The organism is Arthrobacter sp. CP30 (assembly GCF_053470025.1).
This window is the reverse complement of the sequence record NZ_JBQEMM010000017.1, coordinates 1-22,613: the sequence shown is the minus strand read 5'-3', so window position 1 is coordinate 22,613 and position 22,613 is coordinate 1. Positions and strand designations below refer to the sequence as shown.

General features: G+C 70.4%; 22 protein-coding genes. 10 read left to right on the top strand and 12 right to left on the bottom strand.

Annotated features, from left to right (window positions below):
- Positions 1 to 10: 10 nt before the first annotated feature.
- Genes ACTIMO_RS16540 through ACTIMO_RS16530 form a run of 3 tightly spaced genes read right to left on the bottom strand, consistent with a single transcriptional unit; the run spans position 11 to position 4,719 of the window.
- Positions 11 to 748 (bottom strand): isochorismatase family protein, encoded by a 738-nt coding sequence (locus ACTIMO_RS16540; RefSeq protein WP_448183111.1) that lies wholly within the window; start codon positions 746 to 748, stop codon positions 11 to 13.
- Complete coding sequence (locus ACTIMO_RS16535; RefSeq protein ID WP_448183110.1) at positions 748 to 2,619, bottom strand: hydantoinase B/oxoprolinase family protein; 1,872 nt, start codon at positions 2,617 to 2,619, stop codon at positions 748 to 750. The genes ACTIMO_RS16540 and ACTIMO_RS16535 overlap by 1 nt, the downstream gene beginning before the upstream one ends.
- Positions 2,620 to 2,622: 3 nt before the next feature.
- The gene (locus ACTIMO_RS16530) at positions 2,623 to 4,719 is read right to left on the bottom strand and encodes a hydantoinase/oxoprolinase family protein (protein WP_448183109.1); all 2,097 of its coding nucleotides are present in this window, start codon (positions 4,717 to 4,719) and stop codon (positions 2,623 to 2,625) included.
- A 345-nt stretch (positions 4,720 to 5,064) separates the two neighbouring features.
- Here ACTIMO_RS16530 and ACTIMO_RS16525 point away from each other — a divergent pair, with 345 nt between their 5' ends.
- The 3 genes from ACTIMO_RS16525 (at position 5,065) to ACTIMO_RS16515 (ending at position 8,028) form a co-directional block, all read left to right on the top strand.
- Positions 5,065 to 6,297: a CaiB/BaiF CoA transferase family protein gene (locus ACTIMO_RS16525; RefSeq protein WP_448183108.1), complete on the top strand. Its 1,233-nt coding sequence runs from the start codon at positions 5,065 to 5,067 to the stop codon at positions 6,295 to 6,297.
- An 82-nt stretch (positions 6,298 to 6,379) separates the two neighbouring features.
- Complete coding sequence (locus ACTIMO_RS16520) at positions 6,380 to 7,333, top strand: hydroxymethylglutaryl-CoA lyase (RefSeq protein ID WP_422391342.1); 954 nt, start codon at positions 6,380 to 6,382, stop codon at positions 7,331 to 7,333.
- 5 nt (positions 7,334 to 7,338) lie between these two features.
- The gene (locus tag ACTIMO_RS16515; RefSeq protein WP_422391341.1) at positions 7,339 to 8,028 is read left to right on the top strand and encodes a GntR family transcriptional regulator; all 690 of its coding nucleotides are present in this window, start codon (positions 7,339 to 7,341) and stop codon (positions 8,026 to 8,028) included.
- 77 nt (positions 8,029 to 8,105) lie between these two features.
- Here the strand turns inward: ACTIMO_RS16515 and ACTIMO_RS16510 are convergent, their stop codons facing one another.
- The gene (locus tag ACTIMO_RS16510; RefSeq protein ID WP_422391340.1) at positions 8,106 to 8,402 is read right to left on the bottom strand and encodes a hypothetical protein; all 297 of its coding nucleotides are present in this window, start codon (positions 8,400 to 8,402) and stop codon (positions 8,106 to 8,108) included.
- A 252-nt stretch (positions 8,403 to 8,654) separates the two neighbouring features.
- On the opposite strand from ACTIMO_RS16510, the gene ACTIMO_RS16505 reads away from it, so the two are divergent.
- Together ACTIMO_RS16505 and ACTIMO_RS16500 are read left to right on the top strand one after the other, a co-directional pair.
- Entirely contained in the window at positions 8,655 to 8,978 is a 324-nt protein-coding gene (locus ACTIMO_RS16505) for an NIPSNAP family protein (RefSeq protein WP_422391339.1), read from the top strand.
- Between the two features lie 128 nt (positions 8,979 to 9,106).
- Positions 9,107 to 9,556 (top strand): excalibur calcium-binding domain-containing protein, encoded by a 450-nt coding sequence (locus tag ACTIMO_RS16500; RefSeq protein WP_448183107.1) that lies wholly within the window; start codon positions 9,107 to 9,109, stop codon positions 9,554 to 9,556.
- Positions 9,557 to 9,790: 234 nt separating this feature from the next.
- Here ACTIMO_RS16500 and ACTIMO_RS16495 read toward each other — a convergent pair whose 3' ends face one another.
- Entirely contained in the window at positions 9,791 to 10,282 is a 492-nt protein-coding gene (locus tag ACTIMO_RS16495) for a hypothetical protein (protein WP_448183106.1), read from the bottom strand.
- Positions 10,283 to 10,424: 142 nt separating this feature from the next.
- On the bottom strand, positions 10,425 to 10,967 hold the full coding sequence (locus ACTIMO_RS16490; RefSeq protein ID WP_448183105.1) for a TetR/AcrR family transcriptional regulator: 543 nt from the start codon (positions 10,965 to 10,967) through the stop codon (positions 10,425 to 10,427).
- Positions 10,968 to 11,066: 99 nt separating this feature from the next.
- On the opposite strand from ACTIMO_RS16490, the gene ACTIMO_RS16485 reads away from it, so the two are divergent.
- Together ACTIMO_RS16485 and ACTIMO_RS16480 are read left to right on the top strand one after the other, a co-directional pair.
- Positions 11,067 to 12,626 (top strand): APC family permease, encoded by a 1,560-nt coding sequence (locus tag ACTIMO_RS16485; protein ID WP_448183104.1) that lies wholly within the window; start codon positions 11,067 to 11,069, stop codon positions 12,624 to 12,626.
- The gene (locus tag ACTIMO_RS16480) at positions 12,626 to 13,861 is read left to right on the top strand and encodes a saccharopine dehydrogenase family protein (protein ID WP_448183103.1); all 1,236 of its coding nucleotides are present in this window, start codon (positions 12,626 to 12,628) and stop codon (positions 13,859 to 13,861) included. The genes ACTIMO_RS16485 and ACTIMO_RS16480 overlap by 1 nt, the downstream gene beginning before the upstream one ends.
- 61 nt (positions 13,862 to 13,922) lie before the next feature.
- On the opposite strand, the gene ACTIMO_RS16475 is transcribed toward ACTIMO_RS16480, so the two are convergent.
- Together ACTIMO_RS16475 and ACTIMO_RS16470 are read right to left on the bottom strand one after the other, a co-directional pair.
- Positions 13,923 to 14,792 carry a Rieske 2Fe-2S domain-containing protein gene (locus ACTIMO_RS16475; RefSeq protein ID WP_448183102.1) on the bottom strand — a complete coding sequence of 290 codons (870 nt, stop codon included), beginning with the start codon at positions 14,790 to 14,792 and terminating at the stop codon, positions 13,923 to 13,925.
- Between the two features lie 142 nt (positions 14,793 to 14,934).
- The gene (locus tag ACTIMO_RS16470) at positions 14,935 to 15,402 is read right to left on the bottom strand and encodes a DoxX family protein (protein WP_448183101.1); all 468 of its coding nucleotides are present in this window, start codon (positions 15,400 to 15,402) and stop codon (positions 14,935 to 14,937) included.
- A gap of 236 nt (positions 15,403 to 15,638) precedes the next feature.
- On the opposite strand from ACTIMO_RS16470, the gene ACTIMO_RS16465 reads away from it, so the two are divergent.
- From ACTIMO_RS16465 to ACTIMO_RS16455, 3 genes are all read left to right on the top strand, one after another.
- Positions 15,639 to 16,595: a pullulanase X25 domain-containing protein gene (locus ACTIMO_RS16465; RefSeq protein ID WP_448183100.1), complete on the top strand. Its 957-nt coding sequence runs from the start codon at positions 15,639 to 15,641 to the stop codon at positions 16,593 to 16,595.
- Positions 16,596 to 16,804: 209 nt separating this feature from the next.
- Positions 16,805 to 17,797: a peptidase gene (locus tag ACTIMO_RS16460; RefSeq protein WP_448183099.1), complete on the top strand. Its 993-nt coding sequence runs from the start codon at positions 16,805 to 16,807 to the stop codon at positions 17,795 to 17,797.
- A gap of 114 nt (positions 17,798 to 17,911) precedes the next feature.
- On the top strand, positions 17,912 to 18,457 hold the full coding sequence (locus ACTIMO_RS16455; protein WP_448183098.1) for a heme-degrading domain-containing protein: 546 nt from the start codon (positions 17,912 to 17,914) through the stop codon (positions 18,455 to 18,457).
- Positions 18,458 to 18,872: 415 nt separating this feature from the next.
- Here the strand turns inward: ACTIMO_RS16455 and ACTIMO_RS16450 are convergent, their stop codons facing one another.
- The 4 genes from ACTIMO_RS16450 to ACTIMO_RS16435 form a co-directional block, all read right to left on the bottom strand.
- A complete protein-coding gene (locus ACTIMO_RS16450) occupies positions 18,873 to 19,526 on the bottom strand; it encodes an SDR family oxidoreductase (RefSeq protein ID WP_055769717.1) in 654 nt (217 codons plus the stop codon).
- 174 nt (positions 19,527 to 19,700) lie between these two features.
- The gene (locus ACTIMO_RS16445; RefSeq protein WP_448183097.1) at positions 19,701 to 20,627 is read right to left on the bottom strand and encodes a MetQ/NlpA family ABC transporter substrate-binding protein; all 927 of its coding nucleotides are present in this window, start codon (positions 20,625 to 20,627) and stop codon (positions 19,701 to 19,703) included.
- A gap of 98 nt (positions 20,628 to 20,725) precedes the next feature.
- The gene (locus ACTIMO_RS16440) at positions 20,726 to 21,430 is read right to left on the bottom strand and encodes a methionine ABC transporter permease (RefSeq protein ID WP_448183096.1); all 705 of its coding nucleotides are present in this window, start codon (positions 21,428 to 21,430) and stop codon (positions 20,726 to 20,728) included.
- Entirely contained in the window at positions 21,427 to 22,470 is a 1,044-nt protein-coding gene (locus ACTIMO_RS16435; protein WP_448183095.1) for a methionine ABC transporter ATP-binding protein, read from the bottom strand. Before ACTIMO_RS16435 ends, ACTIMO_RS16440 begins: the two co-directional genes overlap by 4 nt.
- Between the last annotated feature and the right edge of the window lie 143 nt (positions 22,471 to 22,613).

Genomic DNA, 22,613 nt, shown 5'->3' with positions numbered 1-22,613 from the left:
GAGAGCCGCCTCACCAGGTGAGCTCGTCGAGGCCCACCACTTCGGCGTACTTGGCCTGCAGGTCGTACAGCGTGGCCCGCTGCACTGCGTCGTCCCGGTCGCCGACGGCATCGCGGACGACGATCGGCACGAAGTCGTGCTGGATCGCATCGACCGCCGTCGCCCGGACGCAGCCGCTCGTGCTGACGCCGATGATGATGACGGTGTCCACCCGTGCCTCGTGGAGGAGCGCTGCCAGGTCGGTGCCGAAGAAGGCGCTGGCCGACTGCTTGACCAGCACCGTCTCCCCTTCGAGCGGCGCGACGTCGGGCATGAGTTCGCCCAGGGGCGGCACCCCTCCCGGCTTCGGCCGGATGAGCAGCTGCAGCGCGGGCACCTTCCGGAGGAACACTCCCCCGTGCGCGGCGTCGTCGAAGCGCACCACCGTGTGGAAGACGGGGTACCCGGCCGCGCGTGCGGCTGCCAGGACGGCTGCGGCTCCGTGGAGGCACGACGACGACGGCAGGCACAGCGGACTGGCGTCGTCGAAGTAGGCCCGCATGAGATCGACGGCGATGACCGCGCGGCGCGGCCCCGGTGTCAGCGTCCCGTCGAAGCCGGAGGAGAACCCGGAGGACGACCCGGCGGAGGACCCGGGCGACGACCCATCGCCGGACCCCGCAGCGGGTGACCCCGAGAGCGAGCCCGACGGCGGCGACTCCCCGGACCCCGCAGGCGTGGGACCGGACGGGTCGGCTGGAGCAGCCACTACACCGCCAGCGGTGGGGTCGGTGCCGGCAGCCCGGTCTCGGCGAGGCTGTTGGCCAGGAGGTTCTCCATGGAATCGCCCCGGTTGAACAGCGGCAACGGCTCCTCACGACCCTCGCTCATCGAGGCGCGCAGCGAGGACGTGGCAGCAGCATCGAGGTCACCGTCGTCGTCGCACACCACCCCGTACGTGCGGGCACCGGCCTGCGTGACGAGGCCACGCCGCACCTCCTTACAGACGAGCTCGGGGTCGCGGGCCAGCGGGTCGCCCCAGCCGCCCCCGCCCCACGTCACGAAGTGGAGGACGTCGTCCGTGCCGACGGTGACGTCGTGCACCTTGGACGCGAGCACCACGCGGCTGCCGTCCGCCCGGTCGATCCACTTGGTCCCGCGCGCGCCGGGCTCGCCGCCCTTCACGCCCCAGGGGTAGGTCAGCCAGCGGTCGTCGTGGATGGCGATGGTGCCGGCCTCCAGGAACCGGTAGGCGACGTCGACCCCGTTGCCCCCACGGTGCAGGCCCGCGCCGCCGCTGTCCGGGATGGTCTCCCAGCGGTCGATGATGAGCGGGTAGTAGCTCTCGAGGTACTCGCAGGGGATGTTGACGAACGAGGGCCAGAGCGAGTGGCCGTCGGGACCGTCGCCCACGGGACGGCCGGGGATCCCGCCGAACCCGATCGAGTAGAGCTGGAACCACTCCCCCTTCCGCTCGCCCTCGCTGTAGTTCCCCGAGTACATGAAGTGCGGTGATGAGGAGAAGCCGGCGGCGTTCAGCAGGTCCGGGTTGGCCTGGCCGAGGAGCCCGCCGAAGAGGTCGAACAGGCGGCCGATGCCGTGGTTACGGCCGTTGAGCGCCGCCGGGTAGGCCGGCTTCCAGAACGAGTTCTCCGGGATCTCGACGTCCACGAGCGGGTAGAAGCCGTCGTTCCACAGGATCTGCGGGTCCGCGACGGTGATCATGTAGATGCCGAAGAACATCCGGATCAGGTTCTCGTTGATGTAGTAGTTGATGGGCCCCTGCGCCTGCGGGGCGCTGCCGGTGAGGTCGATCAGCACCTTGTCGCCGGTCCGCGTGATGGTCATCGTCAGCTCGTACGGACCGTAGCCGCGGCCGTCGTCGTCGATGTAGTCGGTGAAGGAGACCGGCTTGCCCTCCTCGAACACCAGCGCCAGCAGCGCCTTCATGGCCCGGTAGTTCCGGTCCAGCAGGGCGTTCAGTGCGGACGTGTACGTGTCCACCCCGAACCGCGCGCACATCTCCTGCACCCGGCGCGACGCCGTCCGGCACGCCGCGACGATCCCGTTCAGGTCCGCCCGGTTCCAGTCCGGCTTCCGCACCTGGTTGAGGATGATGCCGAGCGCCGTGTCGTCCCGCTCGCCCTTCCGGTAGAGCTTGAAGGGCGGGATGATCACGCCCTCCTCGAAGATGGTCCGCGCGTCCGTGGGCATGGATGCCGGGGTCTTCCCGCCGACGTCGGTCATGTGCCCGAACTGCGACGCCCACCCGACGATCCGCCCCTCGAAGAAGATGGGCATGACCACGAGCCAGTCGTTCGCGTGGCTGATCGCCGCCCCGCACGAGTACGGGTCCGACGTCATGAGGACGTCCCCCTCCTCGATGGTGCCGCTGAAGTTCGCCAGGAAGTCGGGGATGGAGAGCCCGAACTGTCCCACGATCATCTTGCCCTCGGGATCGGCGATGAGCGGGAACTCGTCGTGCTGCTCGCGGATGCCCGGGGAGAGCGCGGTGCGGAAGAGGGTCTCGTCCATCTCGTAGCGGGCACTGCGGAGCGCGTTCTCGATGAGGTCGAGCGTCACCACGTCCACGTCTACCGCGGTGAGCTCCGAGGTGGCGGTCTCGATCAGCTGGGCCATGGGTCAGTCCTCACTCGTGGTTGCTGCTGCGTCGTTCTCGATCGGCCTGATCAGCAGGCTCCCGTGGTGATGCACCGTGGCCGCGTGCCCCGGGAGCACCAGCGTGGTGGAGTCCATCTCGGCGACGACCGCGGGACCGGTGATCACGTTCCCGGCCTTCAGGAGGTGCCGGTCGTAGATGGAGGCCTCGTGGTGCTCACCGCCCACGAAGATGGAGTGCGTGCTGCGAAGCGCCAGCAGCGGGTCGGCCGGTCCGGCGTCGAGCGTGACGCTCGCGACCTGCGGACGTGGTCCGCTCACCGTGGCGCGGGCCGTCACCAGCTCGTGCTCGTTGTCGAGGAGGAAGGCGAAGAGCCGCTCGTGCTCGGTGTCGAAGGAGGCCCGCAGCGCCGTCAGGCCGCCGTCGTCGCCGCTGTCCCGGAAGGTCCGGAGGTCCACCGGGATGGGGATCTCGAAACCCTGCCCGTGGTAGCGGAGGTCCGCCGAGTAGGTGACGGTCAGGTCCTCCTCCGCGAGGCCCGCGGCGAGGAGCGACTCCTTCGCCGTCGCCGCGAGGTCCTCCAGCACACCGCGCACCTGGGCATCGTCGAGCTCGCTGAAGCGCCGCACGAGGGTCCGGGCGGACTCGTCGCGGAGGCTCGTGGTCGCGTCACCGTAGGCGCACAGCACACCGGGCGACGGCGGGATGATCACCGGCCACGCACCCGTGAGCTTGCCGAGCGCGTTGGCGTGCAGCGGACCCGCCCCGCCGAAGGCCACGAGCGCGAAGTCCCGCGGGTCGAAGCCCTGCTGCGTGGAGACGAGCTTCAGGGCGCCGTAGATGTTCTCGTTGACGATGTCGATGATGCCCTCGGCCGCGCTCTCGACGCCGTCGAGTCCGATCGCCTCCGCGATGGCCTTCACGGCAGTGCCGGCGGCCTCGACGTCGAGGCCGATCTCACCCCCGGCGAGCTGGGACGGCAGGAAGCCGAGCACCACGTTCGCGTCCGTCACGGTCGGCTCGGTGCCGCCCTTGGCGTACGACGCCGGACCGGGCACCGCGCCCGCGGACTGCGGACCGACCCGGAGCGCGCCGGTCAGCTGCGGGACGTGGGCGATCGACCCGCCGCCGGCACCGACCGTCCGGACGTCCACCGACGTCGCGCGGACCGTCAGGTCACCGACCGTCGTCTCGCGGCCGATCCGCGGGGTGAGGTCCTGGACGAGGGCGACGTCGGTGGACGTACCGCCCATGTCGAAGGTGAGGAGGTTCTTGAAGCCGGCCTGCTCGGCGGCCCAGACCGCGCCGGTCACGCCGCCCGCCGGGCCGGAGAGCAGCAGGGACACGGGGTTGTCGGCGGCGACCTTCCCGGAGACGAGCCCGCCGTCGCTCCTGAGGATGGAGAGGTGGCCCTCGATGCCGGCCGCCGTGAGCTTGTCCTCGAGATTGCCGACGTAGCGCGAGACCTGGCCCTGCACGTACGCGTTGGCGACGGTGGTGATGGTGCGCTCGTACTCGCGGAGCTCGGGCAGCACCACCGAGGAGACGGAGACGGGGACGCCGGGCAGTTCCTCGGCGGCGAGTTCGGCGATCCGCGCCTCGTGGCTGCCGTTCGCATAGGAGTTGATCAGGCTGATGCTCAGGGCCTCGATGCCGCGCTTCCTGAGCTTCCGCAGCTGGGTGCGGACGTCGTCGTCGTCGAGCTCGATGCGCACCTCGCCACTGGTGGTGACGCGCTCGTTCACCTCGACCGTGTCCTCGAGGTCGGCGAGGGGCTCGGGCTTGGGCCAGATGATCCAGCCGGCCAGGCCGCCGGGCACGAAGGACCGTGCGATCTGCAGCACCTGCCGGAAACCCTTGGTGGTCACGAGGCCCACGCGAGCACCCTTGTGCTCGAGGATCGCGTTCGTGGCCACGGTGGTGCCGTGGAGCACCTCCGTCACCTCCGACGTCGGGACCTTTGCGGCGCGGCAGGCCTGCTCGATGCCGTGGAGCACCCCGATGGACTGGTCCTCGGGCGTCGACGCCGTCTTGTACCGGTGGGTCTCGCCGGTGGCCTCATTGATGAGGAGGATGTCCGTGAACGTGCCGCCCACGTCTACGCCGAGCCGAAACGCCATCAGGTCTCCTCTGGGTGGGGGTGGATCAGGGTGCTGCCTGGACGGGGCCGTGGGCTGCGCGACGCGCCGGATGGGGGACGCGGCGCGTCGCGCAGGGCTGGTGGTGCACTCGCGGACGGGTGGTGTCGCACGAACCCGTGCAGGAGAAGGGGGCTCCGGCACGAAGTGGCGTGCGTCACGCCGTCCGCTGGTGAAAGCGTAGGAGCGCCGGGCGGGAGCGTCAATGGTTTGCATACAACTTTCTGAAACAGGGTAGATCATCCCTTGCCATCTCGGCGTGTGAGTGCGAAGTTGTATACGTTCGGCCACTCTGTCCGGACATCCCGATGCCCCGGAGGCCTGCCGATGACCGCCAGTGAGACTCCCTCCCCCGACCAGCCACCGGCGTCGACCGGACCACTCGCGGGTCTCCGCGTCATCGAGCTGGGACAGCTGCTCGCCGGCCCGTTCTGCGGCCAGATGCTCGGTGACCTCGGGGCCGACGTCGTGAAGATCGAGGACCCGGCCAAGGGTGATCCCCTTCGCCAGTGGGGCCGGCAGCTCCCCGAGGGGCAGTCCCTGTGGTGGTCCGTGGTGGGGCGGAACAAGCGGTCCGTGACCCTCAACCTGCGCGAGGCGGAGGGCCAGGACCTCGCACGGAAGCTGATCGCCCGCGCGGACATCCTGATCGAGAACTTCCGTCCCGGCACCATGGAGCGCTGGGGCCTCGGGTACGCCGACCTCGCCGCCCTGAATCCGCGCCTAATCATGGTGCGCGTCTCCGGGTTCGGCCAAAACGGGCCCTACGCGCAGCGGGCCGGGTACGGTGCCATCGGTGAGGCGATGGGCGGCCTCCGCTACGTGGTCGGCGATCCCTCGACGCCGCCCTCGCGGGTCGGCATCTCGATCGGGGACACGCTCGCGGCCCTGTTCGCGACCATCGGTGCGCTCGCCGCGGTCCGCGAGCGCGAGGTGAGCGGCCGCGGGCAGATGGTCGACTCGGCGATCTACGAGGCGGTGCTCGGCGTCATGGAGTCCCTCGTCCCCGAGTGGCAGATCTCCGGCTACCAGCGCGAGCGGACCGGCGCCATCCTCCCGAACGTCGCGCCGAGCAACGTCTACCCGACCGCGGACGGCTCCTGGCTGCTGATCGCCGCCAACCAGGACACGGTGTTCGGGCGGCTCGCCGCAGCCATCGGGCAGCCGGATCTCGCCACGGATCCCCGGTACGCGACGCACGGCGCCCGCGGGGAACGGCAGGCCGAGCTCGACGCCCTGATCGGCGGCTACACCTCCACCCAGGACGCTGCCGTCCTCGAGGCCGCGCTCGAGGCGCACGGTGTCCCCGCCGGCAAGATCTTCCGCCCCGTCGACATGCTCACCGACCCGCAGTACCTGGCGCGGGAGTCCATCACCGAGGTGCAGCATCCCGTCCTCGGCCCCGTCGCGCAGCAGAACGTCTTCCCCCGGCTCAGCCGCACCACGGGTACGGTCCGCTGGCCCGGGCCGGCGCTCGGGGAGCACACGGCAGCGGTCCTCGCGGAGGTGGGGGTCGACGACGCCGCCCTCGCCTCCCTGCGCGGGCGGGGGCTCGCATGAGCACGTCACCGTCGGACCACCGGGCCACCGACGTCGGGATCGACGGCGCCATCCCCACCGCCCCGCGTACACCGTGGCTCGCATGAGTCTCCCGAGCCTGCCGTCCTCGATCCGGCTCGTCGAGGTGGGGCTGCGCGACGGCCTGCAGTCGGTGCCCGCGATGGTGCCGACGGCGGAGAAGGTGGAGCTGGTGCACATCCTCATCGATGCCGGGGTCCGCGAGATCGAGGCCGTCAGCTTCGCGCACCCGAAAGTCCTCCCGCAGCTCGCCGACGCCGCCGAGGTCATGGCCGCCGTCCCCAGGATGGACGGCGTCCGGTACCGCGGACTCGCGCCGAACTTCCGGGGCGCCGAACGGGCCGTGGACTGCGGACTGGACGAACTCGTCGTCGTCGTGTCCGCCGACGAGGAGGTGAGCCTCCGGAACCAGCGCCTCACCGTCGACCAGATCCTCGCCGACGTCGAGCGCATCGGGGCGCTCGCCGACCGGGCGGGCATCCGGTTCGTCGTCGCGGTCGCCTGCGCCTTCTTCGCTCCCGCGCGCGGGCCCGTGACGCGGGAGGAACGACTGCGCGTCGTCCGTGCCGCCGTGGACGCCGGGGCCGACGGCGTGTATTTGGCGGCCACCTCGGGCGAGGAGGAGCCGGGCGAGATGTACGACGGCATCGCCGAGGTGCGGCGCCTCTACCCTGGGCTGGATGTCGGCGTGCACCTGCACAACCGCAACGGATTCGCGCCCGCCAACGCGCTCGCGGCGATGCTCGCAGGCGCCACCTGGCTCGAGGGATCTTTCGCCGGGCTCGGCGGGGACCTGTGGTTCCCGGGCGACCCATCGGTGCTGGGCAACGCCGCGCTGGAGGACCTCGTGCACCTGTGCGACGGGCTCGGCATCACCACGGGCATCGACCTCGACCGGTACATGCTGGCCTCGGAACGGATCGTCGAGCTCACCGGGCGGGCGTCGTCGTCCTTCGTGTCGAGGGGCGGTACCCGCGCCGCACTGGCCGCCGCGTCCTGGCCCGACGCGATAGCGTGACAGGCATGGAGACGACTGCCGCTGCCGCACCCGCTCCCCCCGCACCGCTGACGGACGCCCCGCGGGACGAGAGCGCGTACGGGCGGCTGCGGTCGATGATCGCCTCCGGGGAGCTGGCCGCCGGGTCATGGCTGCGCGAGGCGAACCTGGCGGAACGCATCGGGGTCAGCCGGACCCCCATCCGGGAGGCGCTCAGCCGGCTGGCGGCCGAGGGGCTCGTGGAACTCAGCCGCAACAAGGGCGCGCAGGTGGTCGACTTCTCGCCCGAGGACGTCGCCGGCCTGTACGACGTCCGCGCGGGCTTCGAGCCGCACGCCGTCCTGCTGTCCATACCGAACCTGACGGACGAGGACGTCGTCGAGCTCGCAGCGCTGTCGGCGCGCATGGAGGCCGTGGTCGCGAACGGCGGCGACATGGAGGGGCTCAGTGCCCTCAACGCGGCGTTCCACGGGATCTTCATCGAGCGGTGCGGCAACCGGCACGTCGCGACGGCGCTGCAGGCCGTCATGCGGCCCGCCGTCGTCGCGCACACGTTCCGCAAGTACAGCGGCGAGGCGCTACGGCGGTCCATGCAGCACCACGCGGAGCTCGTGGCCGCGGCGCAGGCGCGCGACGGCGAGTGGGCGGAGGCCGTGATGCGCACCCACATCCTCGCGGCGCGGAACGCGGCGGGCGCGAACCCCTCGACGCGGTAGGTCCCGCGCGTCCGAGGCTGCCTGGTCCGCAGTGCCGGCACACCGGCCCCGAGACCGAGGGCCGACGTGTCGATGGACTAGGGAACCTCCGGCCCGAACCCTTCAGGGAAGGGGAACAGGTGCCCGTTGCACAGCATCCCGGGGCTCGGGACCTGTGCCTTCAGGCCGGCCCTGACCAGCTGCCCGTAGGACTGGACCCGCCCGCCCTCGGGGAAGTCCGCGTCGGGTTCGTCATTCTGGCCCGAGTACGAACAGATGGAATTGGCGTGCGCGGGGCCTCGCTCCACCTGGCCCTGAGCCGACGCAGGAGCGGCTCCCGCACCTGCCAGTACGACGACGCACACGACGGCGCCGAACAGTGATGTCTTGTACATGACGTGCCTCGATCTCTGGAGAAGTGTCCTTGCTTCCAGGTCGCAGACACACGTCCAACAGTGGTCGCACACCACGACTCTGCCCAGCGCAGGTCTGCTCCCGACGAGCCCACGGGGGCCCGTGCGGCGAACTCTACTCAGCACGGACCACCGGGGGAAGGACGGGGGCCTCAGGCAACACTGCCGGGGCAGGGAGTCCCATCCTTCAGCGACCGGCTCGACGTAGAACTCCTTCTGCGACAGGATCGGGGGATGACCTACGAACTGCGCACCTACACCGCGACACCCGGCAGAATGGACGCGCTGATGGAGCGCTTCCGCTCCGTCACCATCGACCTTTTCACCGAGCACAACATGACGAGCCTCGGCTACTGGACGCCCGTCGACAATCCGGAGGTCCTCATCTACCTCCTCCGGCACGACGGCGACCCGAAGGCGAACTGGACGGCGTTCGGCACCGACCAGCGGTGGATCGATGCGAAGGCGGCGTCGGAGATCGACGGTTCGTTGACGGAGAAGATCGAGGCCGTCATGCTCGACGCGACCGATCTGGTGCCGGTGCTCCTCAAGCCGTAACCCTGACCGCATAGGCCATGTAGTTGCGCTCTGCAACCTCTTCCTGAGGCCAGCTGTCCCCGCCTCACCAGGACCGTCGCCCCCGTACGGTCGGGGAACCAGCACCACCAACGTCTCAGGAGTATTCAGTGAAGAAGATCTCGATCGCCCTGGCCACCACCGCCGTCGCCGGCCTGTCCGTCCTGTCCGCAGGCCCGGCCCTCGCCGTCGGACTGCCGTTCAACAACTGCAGCGAGGCTGCAGCGGCCGGCGTCTACAACATCCCCGTGGGAACGCCCGGCTACCAGCCCGGGCTGAACCGCGACGGCGATGCAACGGGTTGCGATGAGCCGGGGACGCCACCATACGACGCCAGCATCGTCGATCGGATCGTCGCCGAGAACACCGTTACCACTCCTCCGGTGACGACGCCGACCGTGCCGCAGCAGATGGGCCAGATGCCCGTCGGTGGCGCTGACACCGGCGTCGCCCAGGCCCCGCAGGGCGATGACTCCGCGGCCCTCGCCCTCGGCGGCGGCCTCGTGCTGGCCGTCATCGGCGGCGCCTTCGTCGTCCGCCGCCGGATGGCCACGAACTGACCCCTCCCCATTCATCGCGATGCCCGGCGCCTTCGGTGCCGGGCATCGTCGTGTCCGGGGCCACGGCGACGCAGGACCCGGACACACACCACCTTCCACACCCCCGCGAGGCGCTGGAAGAACTACGGGCGGATCGACGTCGCCGCGGAGTTCGCAGTGCCGCAGCACGACGCACCATCGCGCCCTCTGCACCCTCGGGTTCGATCTCGGCCGGTCCACGTCGTGGATCAAGGATCAGGCGGTTGTGGCGTCACCCCGGGTCAGGCGCCGGAGGACCAGGAGCAGGACGCCGAGGAGGGCGAAGACGACACCCGCTGCTGCCAGCAGGAGTCCGCTCGCCCCGGTCGACGCCAGTTCGCCCGTCGGACTGAACACCACGTCGTCGTCCGACCGGTCATCCGACCCGACGCTCCCGTCATGAACGACGCTTGCGTTGGACCCGACGCTCCCTTCATGAACGACGTTCCCAGCTGAGCCGACGCTCCGGTCGTCGCCAAGATCTTGATCGGACCCGATGCTCTTGTCGTGACCCGTGTCCCCGAGCGTCAGGACAGCGGCCTGGCCCGAGGAGCTGACGGCCGGTACGACGGCGCCGCTGGCCGGGAGCGCGAGCAGGCCCGCGCCGCTGACGATGACGGCCGCGAGCACGGCAGCTGCTCGCGCGGCGGTGCGGTGTGTCGCCGCGCGCCGGGCGGTGATGCGAGAGGTGGAGGTGGGTGACGGCATGCTGCTCCCGGGTCAGGACGGACGGGTCCATCCCTGTCTACGAACCGAACATGGCGTCCGGGTGAACGCGCCTCGCCCTGCGTGTGACGATCGGAGGGATACCCCGGTCCCGCAGTCCACGGCGGGACGTCCAGCCGCGGGATCAGGGCGTGATGGTGTCGATCAGGCCGATGATGCGGTCGATCGTCGCAGGATCGGTCTCCGACGGCATGGCGCCCGTCCCGCTGAGCGAAGCGGTGAAGTAGATGCCGTCGCCGAGCAGCATCACCAGGTGCACCATGTCCTCGTCGCCGAGGGCCTGCAGCAGGACGTCGAACCACTGGACGCGGCACCAGGCGAGCAGCTCGTTGGCCCCGGAGTTGGAACCCTGTGCCAGCCGCGTCACCGCGACGTTGCAGCGCTCGAGGGGGCTCGCGATGTCGAGCGAACTCCTGATGTAGTACCGCGCGGCCTCGGCGGGAGCCGCGCGCATGATCCCGAGGTCCTCCTCGACGAGGAGGCGCAACCGGTCGAAGAGGGCTGCGGTCAGCTCGTCCTTCGAGCGGAAATGGTAGGTCAGCCCGCCCTTGGAGACGCCGGCGCGCTGCGCGATGGCATCGAGTGTCGCACCGCGCTCCCCCTCGGTCACCAGCAGGTCCTCGTAGGCGTCGAGCAGTCGCTGGGGGGTCCGTGGGGCGAGGCGCATGAGGGGAAGTCTAGGGGCTGGTCAGAAAACCGACTGGTCGGTATTGTGTGCTGCATCACGGTGTCGGAGGACCGACGCCGCCGAGGAGTCGAGGTCGCCATGCCGCTCAGCCCCGCCGACCACACCCTTTCGGGCGACCCCCACACCCAGGGCAAGGGGCTCGCCGCCGGGACACTCGGACTGTGGGGTTCGGTGGTGATCGGCCTGGCCTCGACAGCCCCGGTCTACTCGCTCGTCGCCACTCTCGGCTTCGTGGTCCTCGCCGTCGGCGCCCAGGCGCCGATCGCCTTCATCGTGGCGTTCATCCCCATGCTGTTCGTCGCCTTCGCCTACCGTGAACTCAATGAGGCCGTCCCGGACTGCGGGACGTCCTTCACCTGGGCGACGAAGGCCTTCGGCCCCTGGGCCGGCTGGATGGCCGGGTGGGGCGTCGCCGTCGCGGGAATCATCGTGCTGGCCAACCTCGCGCAGATTGGCGGCATCTACCTCTGGCTGCTCGTCGGGGACGGGTCACTCGCCGAGGATCCGCTCGTGGTCACGGCGACCGGCGTCGTGTTCATCGCCCTGATGACCTATGTGAGCTATCGCGGCGTGGAGATCGGTGCCCGCCTCCAGAACATCCTGTTGGCCGTGCAGTACCTCGCGCTGGCCCTCTTCGTGGTCTTCGCACTGGTGGGTGTGGCCAACGGAACCGCGGAGAACGCGACGGCGCCGTCGGCGGACTGGTTCAACCCCTTCGCCTTCGAGAGCGTCGAGGGCTTCACCGAGGCGATCCTCCTGGCGCTCTTCATCTACTGGGGCTGGGACGCGTGCCTGGCCCTCAACGAGGAGACGAAGGACGCCCGGCGCATTCCGGGCCGCGCCGCCCTGATCTCGACCGTCCTGCTGCTGGTGACGTATGTCGGCGTCACCGTCGCGGCGATGATGTACGCGGGCGTGGGCGAGGACGGCGTGGGCCTCGGCAACGAAGCCAACGCCGACGACGTCTTTCTGGCACTCAAGGACGTGGTCCTCGGCCCGTGGTCCTGGCTGCTCGTGATCGCCGTGCTGGTCTCGGCCGTCTCCTCCACGCAGACCACCATCCTCCCGACGGCCCGCGGGACACTGTCGATGGCCGTGTACCGGGCCCTGCCCGAGCGCTTCGCCGCCGTTCACCCCCGGTTCCGGACGCCGTCGTTCTCCACACTGGTCATGGGCATCGCCGCGATCGCGTACTACGTCGTCATGACGATCATCAGCGAGAACATCCTCGCCGACTCGATCCTCTCGCTCGGCCTGGCCATCGCCTTCTACTACGCCATCACGGGCTATGCCTGCGTCTGGTACTTCCGCCGCGAGCTCTTCGACTCCCGGCACAACGTGGTCTTCCGCTTCCTGCTCCCCCTGCTCGGGGCCCTGATGCTCACCGCGGCTTTCATCAAGTCCGCCATCGACATGGCCGACGTCGACTACGGGTACAGCGTCCTGTTCGGCATCGGCGGGACGTTCGTGGTGGGCATCGGATCCCTGGCCCTCGGCCTGGTCCTCATGCTGCTCTGGCGCACCCGCCCCTCCTCCCGCCCGTTCTTCGCCGGGAAGACCCTCACCGAGGACTCCCCCGTCCTGGTCCCCGATTCCCCTGACATCTACCGACGCTCCATCGACGGAGGACTCTCCTGATGCGCATCCTCATCATCGGCGCCGGCGGCGTCGGCTCGGCCGCCGCCCGGATCGCCGTCCGGCGGCCGTTCTTCGACGCCCTCGTGATCGCCGACTACGACCCCGCCCGCCCGCAGGCGCTCGTCGACGAACTCGGCGACCCCCGGCTGGTCGCCGCGGAGATCGATGCGTCGTCGTCGTCCGCCGTCGCCGCCGTGGTCCGCCAGCATTCCATCACGCACGTCCTCAACGCCGTGGACCCGCGCTTCGTGATGCCGATCTTCGAGGGCTGCTTCGAGGCGGGCGCCACGTACCTCGACATGGCGATGAGCCTGTCCACACCGCACCCGGACCACCCGCACGAGCACACCGGGGTGATGCTCGGCGACGAGCAGTTCGCCGCGTCCACGCAATGGGAGGCCGCCGGCCGCCTCGCGCTCGTCGGTATGGGCGTGGAACCGGGCCTCTCCGACGTCTTCGCGCGCTACGCGGAGGACCATCTCTTCTCCTCCATCGAGGAACTCGGGGTGCGCGACGGCGCCAATCTCACCGTCGAGGGGTACGACTTCGCGCCGTCGTTCTCCATCTGGACCACGATCGAGGAATGCCTGAATCCACCGGTGATCTTCGAGCGGGAGCGTGGCTGGTTCACCACCGCGCCGTTCAGCGAGCCGGAAGTGTTCGAGTTCCCCGAGGGGATCGGCCCGGTGGAATGCGTCAACGTGGAGCACGAGGAAGTGATCCTCATGCCGCGCTGGACGAAGGCCCGCCGGGTCACCTTCAAGTACGGGCTCGGCGAGGAGTTCATCACGGTGCTCCGCACGCTGCACACCCTGGGCCTGGACTCCACCGCACCCCTCGACGTGAAGGGCGTGTCGGTGGCCCCGCGCGACGTCGTGGCAGCCGCGCTGCCTGATCCGGCGACGCTCGGCAGCCGCATGAAGGGCAAGACCTGCGCCGGCGCGTACGTGACGGGCACCGGGACGGACGGCGCACCCCGGGCCGTGTATCTCTACCACGTGGTGGACAACGCGTGGTCCATGGCGGAGTACAACTCGCAGGCCGTGGTCTGGCAGACCGCCGTCAATCCGGTGATCGCCCTGGAACTCCTGGCCTCCGGTGCCTGGAGCGGATCGGGCGTCCTCGGCCCGGAGGCCTTCGACGCCCAACCGTTCCTTGACCTGCTCGCCGCGGACGCCCCCGCCGGCTACGGCTCGCCGTGGGGCCTCGAGGAGCGCGACGCCGGCGCGGCCTGACCCGGGGTGACGCCGGCGAGCGCTTCCGCCCGCGCCGCCGCCGAGATCCGGCCCTGCCCGTTCAGCCCGCGTTGGGGAGCGACACCTCGACCTGGCCGGCGATCACCCGCGTCTCGAAGGAGTGCTGAGGAGAGGTCGCGGGACCCTGCACCACCTCACCGGTCTTCAGTGAGAACCCGCTGTTGTGCCACGGGCAGACGACGCACGGATTGCCGTCGTCGAACGTGACCTTGCCCTCGTTCAGCGGCCCGGAGAGATGGCTGCAGGTGTTGGAGAGCACCGAGACCTCGCTGCCCCGACGGAAGACGACGAGCGGGATCTCGCCCAGCACGCGCTTCTCGAGCTTGCCGTCCTGCAGTTCCTCGAGGGACCCGATGGAGTGCCAGCGGGCCTCGATGCGGTGCGGCACGTCCTCGTTGTGGTTGGCGCCGAGCGACTGCCGGTAGGACATGTGCCCACCGAGGAAGCCACCGGCCGAGACGACCACGAGGCCCGTGTAGGAGAGCAGCTTGCCGGACCTGCCGCGCAGCCGCTGGAGGAGCGAGCCGGTGTACAGGCCGACGGCGATCAGGTTGGCGGTCGCGTGCACGATCCCGACGCGCAGCTGCTGCTCGTGGCCTTCGGACCAGTCGGCCCAGCCGGCGAGCGCCGTGGGGGCAGCGCTGGCGACACCGGTGCCGATGAGGACGGCGGACGCCTTATTGGATCCCGGGATCAGGTCCAGGACCGCCGCGGAGAGCCAGCTTCCGGTCGGGACGAGGATCATCAGGGGGTGCAGCGGGTGGCCGATGGGCACACCGTGCAGGACATCACGCAGGGCACCGGGCTTGAGCACGGCCTGCACCACATCACGGACCTTGTTGGCCACCGGATCCAGTGCGGCAGCGTTCTCGAGCTTGTCGATGGACTGGAGGGGACGGAGTGTCTTCATGGAGTTCTCCCATATCGCAGGTCCGGGCGGCGAACACCACCAGCTGATATGGGAAGCATACTGATGAACACCGGCGGGTGGTGGGCTCTTGCCGGATCGGGCCGCGTACCCTAGGGCCACGGAGGGTTCCGCCCGGTCCGGCTCAGGACCGCACGGTCCGGCTCAGGACCGCACGGTCCCGCCAGGCGCCCGTGGACCAGAGCGCCCAGAGGACGAGCACGGGCTGGAAGAACAGCCGCGTCAGGCGTGCCGCGTCGGTGTCCAGGCCGAAGGCGCTCACACCCTCGACGTACTGGGCGATGTTGCCCGGGAAGATCGCGACGAAGAACGCGGCGACCACCCACCCGACGACGACCCGGTACCGCCGGAGCGCGACGAGCGCCGCACCGAGGAGCAGTTCGACGACGCCGGACGCGATCACCACGACGTCCGTGTCGAGCGGCAGCCAGGACGGCACCTGCGCGGCGAACTCGGACCGCGCGACGGTGAGATGGGCGGTCCCCGCGAACAGGAGGAACGCCCCGAGCACGAAGCGCGCGATGGTGCGGGGCAGCGAGGTGGGCGCCGTCGTCGTGCCGGGTCTCGTCCTGATCGCTGGTCTGGTTGCCATCCCGCGAACCTAGCACCGTCCCACCGGATGGCACGGCCGGGTCCACGGCGTCGCCCCCGGATGTCGGGCCGTCATCCGGCGCCCCGGGGCGCACCGGGCGGGGTTCCTTCGATACCATCAATGTGCTGCCGTCCGCAGTCCTAGCACGCCGCGATCCGCCTGGGTAGGAGCATGCGCTCCGCAGATTCCTCACCGCGCGCGGGGACCCGCGGTCATGATGGACCGCAGCACGCCGTATGAACACCACGAAGGAGATCGTCATCGCCCCCCGGAACAGCACCAACGTCCGCCTGCGCACCACCCTCGCCCTGCTCGCCGAGCACCAGGAGGCCGGGAACAGCGTCGCGCCCAGCGACGTGATGTCGCAGGCCGTGGCGGCAGTCCCCTTCGACGCCAAGGAGGCAGAGCTCCTCTCCGGCGGCGTCCCCCGCGGGTACAAGGCCCTGACGACGGCGACGGCCAAGCTCGTGAAGGCCGGCTGGCTGGTCAAGGGCCGCTCCGGCTGGACGGCGACCGACGAGGGCATCCGCGCGGTCCACGCGTTCGCCGATCCCGACCAGTTCATCAACGCCATGATCAGCGGCGCCCCCGTGCCCGAGCAGGCCCCGGCCGTCACGCACGCGCCGCAGTCCCCCGAGTCCCTCGGCGAGGACGCGCAGGCCGTCCAGGCCGACCCGGAGGCGGGCGCGACGGCGTCGGCTGAGGGATCGGAGCCGCCCGCGACAGCCGAGGAGTCGGACATCTCGGAGACCATGGCGGACCTCGCCCCCGCCGACGCCACGACCTCCGAGGACCCCACCCCGCCCGACGTCGCCCCGACCCTCGAGGTCTCCCCCGACGTCGCCACCGAGCAGGTACCGACCAGCACCCCGGCCGACGAGGCCTGGCAGGGTCAGCCGCAGTCCGTCGCACTCTCCGGCGACTTCGATCCGCTGTTCGGCGAGGCGGGCCACTGGAGCACGGACCTCCGCGAGCTGCAGTTCGTGTGGGAGCCGACCGAGAACCTCTGGAAGCAGACGCTGCAGCTGCCCGCCGGCACCTATCAGTTCAAGATCCTCGTGAACGGCGGCTGGGACGAGAACTACGGCCGGTTCGGCGTGCGCGACGGCGCCAACCACGAACTGCACCTGCTCTCGGACGCGTCGGTCACGTTCCGCTTCGACTACGCGACGAGGGACATCACGACCTCCTAGCCCGGTCCCGGCCCACGGCCCCGTCTCCTGCCCCACAGCAGGAGGGGGGCCGTCGTCGTTCCCGTGCCCGCGGAGGTCGTGACCGCCCAGCAGGCGGGGCCGTCGCCGTTCCGCTCAGCCTTGCCGCAGCTTTGCCCAAGGACCCGCCCCGCCGTCCGCCCGCGTCCACGACCTGCCGCAGCATGGGAGGGACAGGATGGGGGCTGCACATGGGTGCGATGGATCGGGAGTGGTACCACGAGCGCAGGGACGGGGCCAGCAGGCTGCGGCGCTCGCCCTCGGGCAGGGTCCCGCAGTGGGCGCTGGACGACGCAGTGGGACGCGCCAGGGATCCTCACCCATGGCGCGCTCCTGCAACCGGCTCCCGGCGGAGCAGGCGGGCCGGGCTCCGAGGATCACGACGGCGGGCGTCCCGCACCCGGTCCTCCGTCACCGCGATCGGGGTCGTCCTGCTCGTTGCCTTCCTGTACGCGACGCCGTCGCTGTTCGACCGCTTCGTCCTGCCGATCGCCCTGCCCTACCTGCCCGGCGCGAATGTGCCGCCCCGGGGCGTCGAGGCACAGGACAGTCCGCTCGGCGTGCCACCACTCGTTCCGGCCTCCGGCGCCTATCGGCTCCTCCCGTCCCCCACCGAGTCGCAGGAGTGGGTAGCTGTCGACCCGTGCCGCCCGGTGCACTACGTCGTCCGGCCGCACAACGCGCCGCCGGGGACGGAAGGGCTCGTCCAGGAAGCCGTGGCGGAGGTGTCCGCGGCCACCGGACTGCACTTCGTCGACGACGGGACGACGTCGGAGGGGCCGTCCGAGGAGCGCGATCTCTACCAGCCGGAGCTCTACGGCCGGACCTGGGCGCCACTCCTCATCACCTGGACGAGCCCTGCGGAGATTCCCCAGCTCGCCGGCGACATCGCCGGACTGGGTGGCAGTGAGTACGCCTACGTCCCCGGTGAGCCACTCGTGTACGTCGCCGGGCAGGTGCAGATCGACGCAACCGATGCGACCCAGACGCTGGCGTATCCCGCGGGGAGGGACCTCGTCCGGGCGACCCTCATGCACGAGCTCGCCCACGTCGTGGGGCTCGATCACGTGGATGATCCGCGCGAGCTGATGTATGCAGCGAACACCGGGCTGGTGTCCTTCGGCCCGGGTGACCGGGCCGGCCTGGCCCTTCTCGGGTCCGGACCCTGCGCGCCCGGACACTGACCCCGCCCGCCGTCCGAGCCGCACGGACGGCGCTTCCGCGCGGTGTCAAGACCACCGGAGATCGTCCGCCGCCGGCAATTCCGCCGACCACTCCCGACCACGTAGATTTGACCAATGAGCAATGATGCCCCCTCGACAGTCCTCCGTCCGTTCGATCCCAACGGAGGCGCCGACCAGCCCGCGGAAGCACTCGAAGCGCTCATCGCGAAGGTCGAGGGAGAGGTTGCCGAGCTCCAGTTCACCCGCTTCACCAACGACGACGCGGTGGCGCTCGGTCAGCTCCTCGTCCAGATGGGGGTCGGCCGGAACCTGCCGATCGCCATCGGCATCAGCAAACCGAACCACATCCTCTTCCGTGCCGCGCTCGACGGCGCCACACCCGACAACGACTTCTGGCTCGACGCCAAGAGCCGCACCGCTGCCCGCTACCTGGTGCCGTCACTGCTCGTCGGGTTGAGGGCACGGCGCAACGGCGGCCGCTTCGAGGGCAACCCGATGGTGGACCCGACGACCCACGCGGCCCACGGCGGCTCCTTCCCCCTGTACATCCGCGGCGTGGGACCGGTGGCGACCGTGACGGTGTCCGGCCTCCCTCAGCTGGAGGACCACAAGCTCGTGGTCGAGGCGCTCCGCACCTTCCACGCCGCCGACGGGCTCTGACCGGGTTCCTCCCCGCCCGGGGTATGCCCTCGTGCGCACACTTCGGCCGTCGTCGTCGTCCCACCCGCCCCGAGTCAACCTCCGGGGTGCGCTCTCGCGCGCGGCCTCTCGGCCGCCGTCGTCGTCCCACCCGCCCCGAGTCAGCCTCCGGGTGGGCCTTCGTACACGCCTTTCGGTCGGTAGGCCGCTCCGTCGCGGCGTGTCGGGCCGTGACACGCAGTTCGGGGCGTGAACGGCATGCACGAAGCAGCGGCGTCTATCCGCCGCGGCCTGTCCCGTCGCGACACCAGTCACAGGGCAGCCGGGCCGGTTGGTGCGGGAAGGACGCGGCGACCAAGCCCGGAACACACAAGCCCGGCACACGACGACGGCGCCGGACCAGGCCCGGCGCCGTCATCGTTCGGTGGTGTGCGCCCTAAATGGCTGCCTCGATCGCCTCGGCGATCGGCGTCGGACCGCTGTTGAACTGGATGGTCCGGTCCACCGTCCCGAGGTCCCCGAGCACGACGGCGGCCACGTGCGCCACGTCCTCGCGGGGCACCGAATCCTGCTGGGGCTTGTCGGACACCTCGATGGTGCCGGTCCCCGGATCTGTGGTCAGGGAGCCGGGACCGAGGATGGTCCAGGCCAGCTTCGAGTTGCGCAGATGCTCGTCGGCGGCGGCCTTCGACTCGGCGTAGTGGAAGAAGCTGTTGTCCTCGGGCACGCCGTGGTCCTTGCCCGCCCCGAGGTAGGACACCATGACGTACCGGCCCACAGAGGCCTGCTCGGCGGCGTCCATCGACCGGATCGCGGCGTCGCGGTCGATGGCGTACGTGGCCTCGGGGCTGCTGCCACCGGATCCGGCGGACCAGACCACGGCGTCGTGCCCGCTGAAGACGTCCGCCATGTCCTGCACCGAGAGCTCCGCGAGGTCGGCGACGACGGGCGTGGCGCCTGCCTGCTCGACGTCGGCGGCGTGGTCCTGGTTGCGGAAGATCGAGCTGACCTGGTGGCCCTGGTCCGTGAGGATCTTCGTGAGGTGCAGCGCTACTTTGCCGTGCCCGCCGATGATGGCTACGCGTGACATGGGAACTCCTTCGATCGATGGATTGTCTGGTCCCGACGCTAGTCCCCACCCCGCGCCGAAGCCACCGCTTCCGGGCGGTTCAGCCCGGAGCGCACCCGTATTCCCATCACCCGGACGCCGTGTCTCCCGCGCCCGGGTGATGGGACGGTGGGACGCGGTCCCCGGACGCAGCCCTCAGGAGGCGTCGATCGGCAGCAGGAGGTCCTTCACGCTCGGGTCCGTGGTGAGGAACTCCTGGACGGCAGGGTCGGCGAAGGCCTCGGTGAGCTTCTGGATGTTCTCCGTCTCCAGGTAGTCGGTGCCGACGGTCAGCTGCGAGGCGAACTCGTCCGGCGCCGCCGGCGCGAAGATCTGCTTCTCCAGGGGCACCTTCGCCGCGGTGTAGTACTCGGTGTAGCCGACGGCGGCATCGAGGTCCGGGAGCGCCCTCGACTGCGCCCCGAAGTCGAGGAGCGTGAAGGTGAGGTTCTTGGGGTTGGTCGCGATGTCGTCCTGGGTGGCCGCCCACTTGTCCACGCCGTCCTTCAGGGTGATCAGGCCGGCCCGCTCGAGCAGCCACAGCCCCTGGGCCTCGTTGGCGGGGTCGGAGTACAGCGAGATGGTGCCGCCGTCGGGGATCTGGTCGACGCTCGTGTACTTGTCCGACCAGATGCCGAAGCCCCAGCGGAACACCGGCGCCACCGCGGTCTCGCGGAAGTCCGGGTTGGCCTCGAGGACCTGCCCGAGCCACAGTTCGTGCTGGTAGACGGTCGCTGCCACCTCGCCCTCGCTCACCGCCCGGTTGATGGTGTTGCTGTCGCTGAGCCCCGTGAACTCGATGTCGATGCCGTACTTCGGTGCGACCTCGCGGTCGATGAACTCGATGAGCGCCTGCTCGGCGTGGTTCCCCTCGGCGGTGGCGACGAGGAGGGTAGCGCCCTCCGTCTCGGCTGCGGATTCCGCGGGATTCAGGAGCGGTACGGCGATGAAGGCACCGGCCGCGAGCACGACGACGGCGCCTCCCGCGATCCACGGGGCCCTGCGCCGTGTGCGGAGCGTGAAGCCGTGATCGGCCTCGGGAATCGGTGTGCCGGCGGAGGGGGAAGGGGTGTTCTCGGACATGGTGGAGGCCTTTCTGGGCGCGCCGGAGGGCGCGGTGTCGGGTGGAGCAGGGGAACCGGGTGGCGGTGGAGCGGGATGGAGCCGACGACGCCGCGGCGTCAGGCGCGCTGGAGCCGTTTCTGCGGCGTGGTGAACCGGACCAGGCGGTCGCCGGCCACCTGCACGAGGGCGACGGTGACGACGAGGATCACGATCGTCGCGAGCATCACGGTGTTGTCGAACCGCTGGTAGCCGTAGGTGACGGCGACGTAGCCGATGCCCCCGGCACCGATGGTGCCCGCGATAGCCGAGTACTCAATCATCGCGATCACCTGGATGGTGAGGCCGCCGATCACCGCGGGGACGGCCTCCCCGAACTGCGCGGACCGCATGATCTGGAGGTGGGACCCGCCCGCGGCCCGTGCCACCTGAATGATGGACGGCGGCACCGAGCGCAGGGCGTTCTCGACGATACGCGTGAAGAAGGCGATGCCCGCGAGCGACATCGGCACGACCGCTGCGGCGATGCCGATGTTCGTACCCGTGACGAAGCGCGTGAACGGCACGATCGCCGCCATGAGGATGAGGAAGGGCAGCGACCGGCCGATGCTGATGATCCAGCTGAGCACGGTGTGCAGTGCCGGGCGCTCATGGAGCCCGCCGGGAGCCGCGTTGTGGAGCAGCACGCCGAGGGGGGTCCCGATCACGAGGACCACGGCCATGACGATGCACACCATGGTGACGGTCTCCCCGTAGGCGGGGAGCAGGAGGGCGGGCAGGTCCCCGAGGGGGACGTCGGCGCGCGGCAGGACGACGGCGCTCATGCCGCGTCCTCGAGGGCTCCGGCGAGGATCCGCCCGTCGGTCGGACCGAAGGCTGCGGCGGAGTGGTCCGGAGTGCCGCTCAGTCCGCACCGGGCGAGCGCCGCCACGACGCGGGCGTCGTCGTCCGTCGCGATGCCGAGCGTCGCACTGCCCGTGTTGACGCCGTGCACGGTCTCGACCGATGCCCCCAGGAGGTGCACGCTCGCCCCGAGGTCGGCGGTCACGCGCTGGATCCAGTCGCCGGGAACGGTGGTGGAATCGTAGGTGACGAACCACGTCCGCGTGCCGGCTTCCGGTCCGGCGTGGCCGCGGCGGGGCTGCAGCGAGCGACCGAGGCGGGAGCCGTGCGAGGTCAGCAGGTCCACGAGGCTGCCCTGCTCCACGATCCTCCCGTGGTCGAGCCGGGCGACGGTATCAGCGACCTGACGCACCGTGTCCATGTCGTGGGTGATGAACACGACCGTGAGATCGAGGTCGTCGCGCAGTTCGCGGACGAGTCCGACGACGGAGCGCGTGGTGTCCGGGTCCAGCCCGGACGTGGCTTCGTCGGCCAGGAGGATGGAGGGACGCAGCGCGAGCGCCCGGGCGATGCCGACGCGCTGGGCCTGCCCGCCGGAGAGCTGGAACGGGTAGTGGCCCGCCTTGTCGGTGAGTCCCACCCGCTCCAGCAGTTCACCGACCCGGCTCCTCGTCTCCTGCGGAGTCACTCCGAGGAAGTCGAGGGGCAGGGCGATGTTCTCGGCGGCCGTGCGGCGGCTGAGCAGGCTCGAGGACTGGAAGACGGTGCCGATCCGGCGCCGGGCGTCGCGGAGGCGCTTCTCGGGCAGGCCGGAGAGGTCCTCACCGTTCACGACGACGGACCCCGACGTGGGGCGTTCGAGGAGGTTGATGCACTGCGCGAGGGTGCTCTTGCCGGCACCGCTCGGGCCGACCACGGCGGCGATCCGCCCGGTGGGCACCTCGAAGTCGAGGTGGTCGAGCACGGTGACGGCGGCGTCGCCGCGGCCGTAGGTCTTGGTCAGGTGTCTCAGCGAGATCATGGGGTTCCTCGGGAAGGTCGAACGGGTCGGGAGGGGCTGGAACGCAAGCGTCGCGGGCGTCGCGGGTGCGCGGCCGGAGGGGTGCGCCAGGGGCGGGCGGGAGCGGGGTGTCGCGGAGGTGCCGCCGGACGGGTTCGTCAGGG